The organism is uncultured Novosphingobium sp. (genome assembly GCF_964277725.1).
In the GTDB taxonomy this organism is placed as follows: Bacteria; Pseudomonadota; Alphaproteobacteria; order Sphingomonadales; family Sphingomonadaceae; genus Novosphingobium; species Novosphingobium fluoreni.
On sequence record NZ_CAXYKL010000033.1, the window covers coordinates 1 to 8,920 of the forward strand.

Below are 8,920 nucleotides of genomic sequence, written 5' to 3' on the forward strand. Positions count from 1 at the left end.
CCCTCGCCCGCCCAGAACTCCTCGGCCATGGCGAAGACGATGTCCCACTGCGCGGTGTTGGTGTCCTGCGCTTCGTCGACCAGGATATGATCGAAGCGCCGGTCCAGCTTGTAGCGTATCCAGTCCGACAGTTCGCGCCGCCCCAGCAACGCTGCGGCCTGGCGGATCTGGTCGTCGAAATCGATCAGACCTTCACGCTTCTTCGCCTCGTCCCAGGCCAGTGCAAAAGCCCGGCCAAGGCGCAGCGCCGGCACCAGCCGCTCCGCCAGATCGAGCATCGCCGCGGTCTGGCTGACCTCCGCCAAACCGGCGATCACGCGTGAGCAAAACGTCGGGTAATCCGGGTCCAGCTTTTCGAGCGAGGTGATGGAGCGCGGCTCGCCCTTCTTGGTCAGGAACACGTCGGCCAGCGCAGCCAGACCTTCACGCCGCTGCGTCAAGGAGCCCGCCAGCCATGCGCCGATGGCTTCGGCGGTCTTCTGCCCGGTAGCGGCCTTCCATCCGCGATTGACGTCCAGGCATTGCCGCAGGGACGCGGTATCAAAGACATCGTCGCCCAGCTTGGTGGCCAGCCAGTCTTCATCAGCATCGCCGGGCAGGCCCAGCAGCCGCAGCACGTGGGGCCGCATCGGCTCCTGCCAACTGCCTGGCCCGAACCACGCCTCCCGTGCCGACGCGCAGCGCAGGAGGAACGCCTGCACCGCATCCGGCCCCAACCGCAGCGAGAGGTCGGACACGGCGGTCAGCAGTTGCGGATCACCCAGCGGGTCCGCCTCGGCACTGACCAGGAGGTCGGCCAAGACCTGCCTGGCGAGCAACACTCGCTCGCGATCCTCCATCGGCCGGGTGCCGGGCAGCAACCCGGACTCCAGCGGAAACGCTGCCAGCAACCACTGCGAGAACGCATGGATCGTATCGATCCGCAACCCCCCGCCCGGCGAGTCGAGGACGGCGGCAAACAACGTGCGCGCATGCCGCAGTGCGTCCGGCCGGAAATCCGCCCCGATCGCCTGCAGTTCCGCTGCAAGCTCGGTATCGCTGAGGCGGACCCAGCGGGCCAGCTTCTCGTTGATGCGCGCCGCCATCTCGGTCGCGCCCGCCTTCGTAAAGGTAAGGCACAGGATCTGCGACGGGTCGACGCCCGGCTGCTGCAGCAGGCGCAGCACGCGTGATGAGAGCACTTGCGTCTTGCCGGTTCCGGCCGAGGCGGAGAGCCAGACCGTGTCCTGCGGCTCCACCGCCAGCATCTGGCTGCCGTGCAGCTTGTGCGGCGTGCTCATGCCGGGTCCTGCGTCCGGCTGCCCAGCTGCGCGATCCATTCGTCCAGGCGCATCAGCTGATCATAGTCGGCATAGCCGGGAAGGTCGGGATTGAGCCGCGCGGTGAACGGCTCGTCACCCAAGATCCAGCGGTCCAGTGCGTCATCGAGATACCGCGCAGTTTTGGCCAGGAAACGATCGCGCGGGATGCCAGACTTCTTCGTGCCTTCCAGCACCGGCTCCGCCCAGTAACCGAAGCGATCCTGCCCCGGGCCCTTGGCGAGTGACCAGTATTCGAAACGCTCCGCCTCGCCCGCGATGTCCTTGAAGCCACCCCGGCTGGCGATCAGGCCGATCAGCCCCAACTGCAGCGCGAACCCCTCCTCCACGCGGCGGGCGGAGGGCGGCTGGCCGGTCTTGTAATCCACCACCGCCAGGCTGCCATCGGCGCAACGGTCGATCCGGTCGGCCCGGCCATGAAGCCGCACGCCGCGCCAGTCGATCGCGCCGTCCGCCTCGGTGGCCAGGCCCACGCGCCCTTCGCCGCGCTGGCTGGCGATCTCTTCGCCGATCCAGTCGAGCCCGGCCAGCAGCCGCGGCCGCCACAGGGCGCGCATCAAGGGGTGCGCGCTCATCTCGTCCATCACGGTCTCGGCGGTGACGCGCAGCATGCCGGCCGGCTCGCCCGCCTTGTGCCAGCGATCGAGAATGGCGTGCACCGCCGTTCCCTTCCAGGCAGCGCTGGGCTCCGCATCCAGGCCGTCCAGCGACCGCAGCCGCAGGATCGCGTTGGCGTAGAACTGGTAAGGATCGCCGCGCAGTCGATCGAGCCCGGTGACGGAAAGCGCCACCTTGCGCTGCGCATCATCGGGCATCGGCCGCGGCCGGGGATAGGGCGGCGCCGGTGGAGGATCGTCCAGCATGCGGGCCAACCGGACGGCATCCTGCTCGGCCATATCCCGCGCCGCCTTGTCGCCCAGCATGGCTTTCACGCGCAGCACGAAGCGCGAGGGGATGACCGGCGAACCCTCGTCCCGCCGCGCCCAACTGAGTAACACTTCCGGCGCACCCAGCGCGGCGGCAAGGTCGTGGGCGGACAGGCCGATGCGAAAGTCTGCGCCCGGCACGCCCAGCGCGCGCAGCAGCGCAGGCGGTAGCAACGCGTCGGGCGTGGGGCTTGCAGGCCAGATGCCCTCCACCAGCCCGCCGCAGATGACCAGATCGGCGCGGCTCATGCGCGCTTCCAGCAGGCCATAGATCGAAACGCGGGGATGGCCGCCCCATGGCGGCCTGACCGAAACCCGATCCATCGCATCGCGCAGCACCGAATGGAGGTCCGCCGGATCGAGGCGCGTGTTGACCTGCCGCGCCGCCTCGCGCAGTTCCTCCACGAATTGCGCCAAGGCGCGGCCATCCGGGCGGCTCCAAAGGCCTTCACCGCAAAGCGCTTCTCCGGCGGCGGCCAGCGCGTCGATCAGTTGGGCTAGCGGGGTTTGCGCGCTCAGTGCCATCAGCGGCGCAAGCACGGCCTCCACCCCCGCCCACCACGCGAGCAGGTCGGATGCTTCGGCCTTGGCCCGCAGCGGCGCGAGCCCCGGTCCGGGACGCGGCCCCCTGAGCGCGAGGTCCAGCGTCCGCGCATTCTCCAACCAGGCCGCGCGCCCTTCCCCCGCAGCCACCAGAGGATGCGTCAGCAAGGCGATCAGCGGCACCGGCGCAGCCTGCTCGGCAATGACTTCGGCCAGCAGCAGCAACACGCGCGCCGCCGCCGTCTGGGGCAGGGGACGCCCCGCCGTATCGTCCGCGACAATGCCCCACCGCGCCAGTTGCGCGACGATGCGGCCTGCCAGGTTACGGTCCGGCGTGATCAGCGCAACGCGCCGCTCGGGCACTTCCAGGGCTTGCCGGATCAAAACGGCGATCGCGCTTGCCTCACCCGCGGGAGTAGCGCTTTCCATTAGCCGAACCCCGGCCAGGCGGCGCTCTTTCGCCTCAAGGCGGTTCCACCGCGCTGATGGCTCCGCGGGCAGGAACAAGTTGGAGATTGCCCTGCTGCGCTCTGGCGGCGCGGCGGCGAGGCCCGCACGGTGCCAGGGCTGTACCTCATCCCGCGCAATGCCCATGCGGTTCAGCAGCAGCTTGAGATGATATTGCGGATGCGCCACGGCATCGCCCCGGCCGAACGGCGGATCGCCCGGCTCGGCAGGACTGCCGGCCGTGCCCAACGCTGCCCAGACTTCCGTGTCGAGCGAAAGGTCCAGGTCCGGCAGAATCACTGCACCGCGCGGCAATTGAGAGACTACGCGCAGCAAGCGCGCCAGGGCGGGCGAGGCACTGGTGACGCCCGCCGCCACGATCGGGCTGGCCGGGGCGGCCACGATCCAGCGCTGGGCGGCATGGTCGAACAAGCGATTGCGCCGCTCCGGTCCGTCCACTTCGCCCCGCGCGGCGAGATCGGCGATCCAGTATTGCTGCACCATCAGGAACGTGCGCGTGGCATCGCGCCAATGCTCGGCCAGTTCGCCGACGATGCCGATAACCTCATCCGACATGAGATCGACCGGCGCAATGCCTTCCACGGCGAGACGATCCATCGTCCGCCCGATCTCGAACGCGCGGCGCAGCAACGCCGGCCCCTCGCCCGCTTCATCCCCCTCAACGGTGCGCAAGTGGTCAGCCAAGCGCAGCCAGCGGCGCGTCGGATCGGCGGCGGGCGGAACATCGGCCGCGCCCAGCGGATCGAGCAGCGGGCCCAGCGTCTCGTCCAGATCGATATCGCCCACCACCGCCATGCGCGGCAGCAGCATTCCCGCGCCGGAGTGCCGGATCATCGCCTCAGTCACCGTGCGCACCGCGCGGCGACTGGGCAGCAGCAAGGTCAGGCGCGCTAGGCCGAAATCGGGCTCTGCGTAACGCGGCACAAGACCAGCGACGAGCGCATCGGCAAAGCCGCGATGCGCCGCGATGGAATATATCTGGGGGGCGCCGCGATCAGGCAAAAAGCAACCCCGTACCGGACTCAGTGCCGATCGTGGTCATCCGCGTGACATCGGGCCAATCCAACTGATCAAAAGCGATCACGCACGCGTCAGCCACGCCTCGGTCGGAGCAATCGCGCCTGGATCACCCACTTCGAACCACACGCCAGTATGCGACACTCCGTAGAGCCGCCCTTCCTCGATCGCGCGATTCCACAGGACATTGGTGGAGAATGCGCCCTCCGGCGCATCCCTCAACAGCCGATGCGAGACCAACTGGATGCCCGAGTAAATGAACGGCGCGATCCGCCCCGAACGACGCCGCGCAACCCGGCCCATGCCGTCCAAGTGGAAATCGCCCTTGCCCTTGTAGTTCAGCGCGCGCGCATGCGGCACCAGCAGCAGCAGCGCGTCCATCCGCTCGGCATCCCAGGCGGCGGAGAGCTCGGTGAAGGCGTTGCGCGGCCCATCAACCCAGATGTTGTCGCTGTTCAGCGCGAAAAAGGGATCGGGCAGCATCTCCTTGGCATTCACCATGCCGCCGCCGGTTTCCAGCAGCAGTTCGCGCTCATCCGAGACGATCGTGGCCGGAGCCTTGCTCCGGCGGCCGCGTAGATGGGCTTCCAGCGCATCCGCCAGGTAGTGGACGTTGATCACCGCCTTGCTGACACCAGCCGCGCCCAGTTGATCCAGCGCATAGTCGATCAGCGGTTTGCCGGCGACGCGCACCAGAGGCTTGGGCTGCGTCGCGGTCAGCGGACGCATCCGCTTGCCGATCCCGGCGGCAAGGACCATCGCGGTGTCGCTGGCGAGCGGCGCGCTCATGCCGCGAACGCTCCGCCGTCGGCCTGGCGCAAGGTTGCGGGCACGTTAGCCGCGAACCATTCCTCCACGCGCGCAAGCGCCGGGTGGGACAAGTCACGTTCCAGCTGCCGCCAAACGCGCGGGATCAAGTCGAGGTAGCGCCGCTTGCCGTCGCGCTTCCACAGCCGCACGAAAATGCCCACGATCTTGATGTTCCTTTGTGCGCCCAGCCGCGCATAATCGGCGAGGAAAGTTTCCCGGTCAGCGCCGGTTGCCGACAAGTAGCGCTCGATCATGGCCGTCTCTACTTCCGCCGAAACATCGCGCCGCGCATCCTGCAGCAAAGAGACCAGATCATAGGCCGGATGGCCCACCAGCGCGTCTTGGAAATCCAGCAGCCCCTGCCGGTTCAGCGCGCCCAGCAACATGATGTTTTCCGCATGATAATCGCGCAGAACGGTTACACCGGGGCGCTGGCGGGGCAGCAGGTCGGCCAGGGTAGCCTCCCACGCCGCGGTATATCCCGCCGCATCGGCATAGAGGTTCTGCGCAGGGCAGTACCAGTCGGTGAACAGACGCACTTCGCGCAGGTATTCGCTCAAGGAATAGTCCAGGAACGGCCCCGGCGGCAGCCGGTGAAGCTGCACCAACGCATCGATCGCGCCGCCATAGACCTCGATCTCGTCGGCAGGGTGCGTATCCAGATAGTCGCGCATGCGGTCGGTGCCGAAATCCTCGAGCAGGACCAGACCCTTGGCGGCATCCTCGGCCAGGATATGAGGCGCGCGCATCCCGTTGTCATCCAGCCAGTGCGCGGCGCGCAGGAACGGCGCGGGGTCCTCGTTCGGGGGCGGCGCGTCCATCAGCAGGCTGGTGCGGCCATCGCGCCGAATGCGGAAGTAGCGGCGGAACGAGGCATCCCCGGGCAGAGGCTCGATCGCCGCGTCGGACCAGCCGGCCCGAGCGAGGAATGCGTGAACGCCGCCGGGCAGACTCACGGTGCTGGGGGTATCGATTGCATCAGCCATGGCAGGCGCTCTAGCCAATCGCCCCCACCCTCGACAACGGCGATCCTGCCGCCGCCCCCATCTTCTTGTTCAGGACGCAGCGTAATCGACAGGCAACCAGCCTCGTGCGCGAAGCCGCCCGCCTGTTCGGGCCACTCGGCGATCAGCGCCGCGCCCTGGCGATAGTCGTCCAGGCCGATCTCTTCCACCTCAGCCGGATCGGCCAGGCGATAGAAGTCCGCGTGCACCACCGGCAAACGGACCGACGGCGGCTCGTACAGTTCGATGATCGCGAAACTGGGTGACGGCACCTCGCCCGCATGCCCCAACCCGGCGACCACGGCGCGCGCCAGCGTGGTCTTGCCCGCGCCCAACCCACCGGAGAGCGCCACCACATCGTCGGGCCGCAAGACGGCGGCGATGGCCGCGCCCAGGCGCTCCATGGCCGTGAGGTCGCCCAAGAGCAGTTTCACGGCAGTTCGACGACCGCCGCCGTGCCCTGCCCCGGCTCCGACAACAGACGCAACGTGCCGCCGTGGGCCTGGATCAACTGGCGCGCCAGTGGCAGACCCAACCCCTGCCGGCGTTCGATCGTAGTGCCGTCGTCACTGATCTTCACGCCATCCAACGCGCTGGCGAGCACGTCCTTGGCCATGCCGGGGCCGTTGTCTGACACCACCACTTGCGCCACGCTGCGGCCGTTCTGCCGCTCCCGCGCGACCTGGACCAGAATCCGCCCGTCCTCCGGCGTCGCGGCGATGGCATTGTCCAGCAGGTGGCCGAACGCCCGGGCCAGGCGGCGGCGATCACCCTTGATCGTGCCCATCAGGTTGCTGCCTTGCAGGTCCAGCGTCAGCCCGGCGCGGCTGATGCGGGTGGAGCGTTCCTCCACCAGCGTGCGGATCAGCGGCATCAGTTCCACGTCTTCGCGCGCGAGGGGGAGCAACCCGGCCTCGCTTTGCGACAAGTCCAGGATCGTCTCGATCTGCTCGCCCAGCCGCTCCGCCGAATCGATGATGGCCTGCACATATTCGGTTCCGGATTCGCTCAGCTCGCCACCGACACCCGCCTGCAGCAGCTCGGCAAACCCACCGATCGACGTGAGCGGCGTGCGTAGTTGATAGCTCATGTTGGCCAGGAACCGCGTCTTCACCGCGTCCGCCTCTTCCAGCGCCATGTTGCGATCGCGCAGCGCGGCCTCGGCATTTTGCGAATCGCTGATGTCCAAAACCGTCAGCAGGCCATTGCCATCCGGCAGCGGCACGCCGGTGAATGCCAGCGTCCGGCCATCCTCCAGCACGATCCGCCCATCGGTCTGCGCGCGATCCAGCGTGGCGGCGCGCACCACGTCGCCCACCATCTTGACTTGCGCCGGCGTCTTGAGCCGAGGGGAAATCTTGCCCAGCAGCGCCTCGACATGCGGGTGCGTGTCCAAGAAATCGCTTTCCAGGCCCCAGTCCGCAGCAAAGCGCCGGTTCCACAATTGCATCCGCCCATCCGGCGCGAAGACGGCGATGGATTCGAACAAGCTGTCGAACGTGGCGGTGCGCGTGCGCAGCAGCGTGTCGCGCACGGCGGACAAGCGCAATTGCTCGGTGCGATCCTCGGCGATCAGCAAAAGGCCGCCATCGGGCACCGGCTGCGCCACGATGCGCAAGTGCGTGCCATCGGCCAGTGGCCAGGCCTCTTCCTGCGTCTCGTTGGCCGAGAACCAGCCCGCCCGCTCGCGCCGCCAAGCTGGAAAATCTCGCACTTCGGGAACGCGGCCCTTATCACGCGCGGCATCCAGCAAACGCTCAAACGCGGGCGGATCGGCCATCGCGGCGGGCGCGATCTTGAACAAGCTCTGGAACGGACGATTGGCGAAGGTCAGGCGTCGCTTGGCATCGAACTGGGCGACACCGGCCGAAAGCTGATCCAGCATCGATCGCTGCGCCTCGCGGAAGGCGCGGAAGGCGCGCGCCATCTCTTCCAGATCCTCGACATCCACCGCATAGCCCGCCACGCCCTCGCTGCCGAGCGGCAGATCGTGAACGCGATAGGCGCGGCGCTGGTTGTCGATCGTTACCGAGACCAGCCGCTCGATCGGCGTACCCTTGACGGCGGCCTGCATCGCGACTTGCGCAGCGGTGAGGCCGTCCACCATCTCGATGAGTTCGACGCCATCCTTGACCACTTGGGTCGCATTGTCGCCCGCCACGGCGGCCACGTAGGCTGAGTTCACCAGCCGCAGCGAGCCATTGGGCCGGCGGAACCACATTGGCATCGGCGCGGCCTCGATCAGCGAGACGAGCGCGGTAAAATCCCCCCGCGCCTGTGCCGCTTCCTGGCGCAGGGTGACCAGTTCGCTCTCGCTGTCGCTGAAATCGAAAACCCAGACGAGCGCCGCGCCGCCCGGTGATACCTGCGGGTCCGCCAAGTGCCCGCGCAGTGCCAGGCTGCGATTGGAACCCATCGGCGTGGCGACCATCCGGAAGGGCGTGGCGGTCTTCTGCGTGCGCAGCACCGCCTGCGTCAGATGCGCCAGCGCTTCGGCATCCAATCCGCGGTCACCGCCGTCCAGTTCGCTAAGATATTGCGGTACGCCATCCAGCCCCAGCCATTGTGCCAGCCGGGGCGAGGCCTCTATCCGGCCATCGGTGCGGACCAGCAGCGGCAGCGCCGGCGATTCCTCCACCATGCGCGCCAGGCGACGGGCGGAGCGCTGGTTCGCCTCGGCCTTGCGCTGGCGCAGGCGGGAGACGACGATCGCCCAAGCCGCCGCCAGCGTCCATGCCGCCATCAGCAAACCGAGCAGCACAGGTAGGATACGGTCCTGGTCCATCAGCTTCCGGCTATGGAGCGCGCGTCAGGCTATGACAATGGGTTGGAT

General features: G+C 68.0%; 6 protein-coding genes. All 6 read right to left on the reverse strand.

Annotated elements, in window-relative coordinates; genetic code table 11:
* Window positions 1-1,280 (reverse strand): UvrD-helicase domain-containing protein (locus ACHWRX_RS02075; protein WP_394657909.1); only part of this gene is annotated, 1,280 nt, incomplete at its 3' end.
* Entirely contained in the window at window positions 1,277-4,258 is a 2,982-nt protein-coding gene (gene addB / locus ACHWRX_RS02080) for a double-strand break repair protein AddB (RefSeq protein WP_394657910.1), read from the reverse strand. The genes addB and ACHWRX_RS02075, both read right to left, overlap by 4 nt.
* A 78-nt stretch (window positions 4,259-4,336) precedes the next feature.
* Entirely contained in the window at window positions 4,337-5,062 is a 726-nt protein-coding gene (locus tag ACHWRX_RS02085) for a nucleotidyltransferase family protein (protein WP_394657911.1), read from the reverse strand.
* Window positions 5,059-6,069 carry an aminoglycoside phosphotransferase family protein gene (locus ACHWRX_RS02090; protein ID WP_394657912.1) on the reverse strand — a complete coding sequence of 337 codons (1,011 nt, stop codon included), beginning with the start codon at window positions 6,067-6,069 and terminating at the stop codon, window positions 5,059-5,061. The genes ACHWRX_RS02085 and ACHWRX_RS02090 overlap by 4 nt, the downstream gene beginning before the upstream one ends.
* Window positions 6,036-6,491 (reverse strand): tRNA (adenosine(37)-N6)-threonylcarbamoyltransferase complex ATPase subunit type 1 TsaE, encoded by a 456-nt coding sequence (tsaE, locus tag ACHWRX_RS02095; protein ID WP_394657914.1) that lies wholly within the window; start codon window positions 6,489-6,491, stop codon window positions 6,036-6,038. The genes ACHWRX_RS02090 and tsaE overlap by 34 nt, the downstream gene beginning before the upstream one ends.
* Window positions 6,492-6,517: 26 nt before the next feature.
* Entirely contained in the window at window positions 6,518-8,872 is a 2,355-nt protein-coding gene (locus tag ACHWRX_RS02100; RefSeq protein WP_394657913.1) for a PAS-domain containing protein, read from the reverse strand.
* Window positions 8,873-8,920 lie beyond the last annotated feature (48 nt).

Excerpts from the sequence above, each read along its gene's own strand:
- ACHWRX_RS02085 (WP_394657911.1), bottom strand. The coding sequence starts at position 5,062 with ATGAGCGCGCCGCTCGCCAGCGACACCGCGATGGTCCTTGCCGCCGGG.
- ACHWRX_RS02090 (WP_394657912.1), bottom strand. The coding sequence starts at position 6,069 with ATGGCTGATGCAATCGATACCCCCAGCACCGTGAGTCTGCCCGGCGGC.
- tsaE (WP_394657914.1), bottom strand. The coding sequence starts at position 6,491 with ATGGAGCGCCTGGGCGCGGCCATCGCCGCCGTCTTGCGGCCCGACGAT.
- ACHWRX_RS02100 (WP_394657913.1), bottom strand. The coding sequence starts at position 8,872 with ATGGACCAGGACCGTATCCTACCTGTGCTGCTCGGTTTGCTGATGGCG.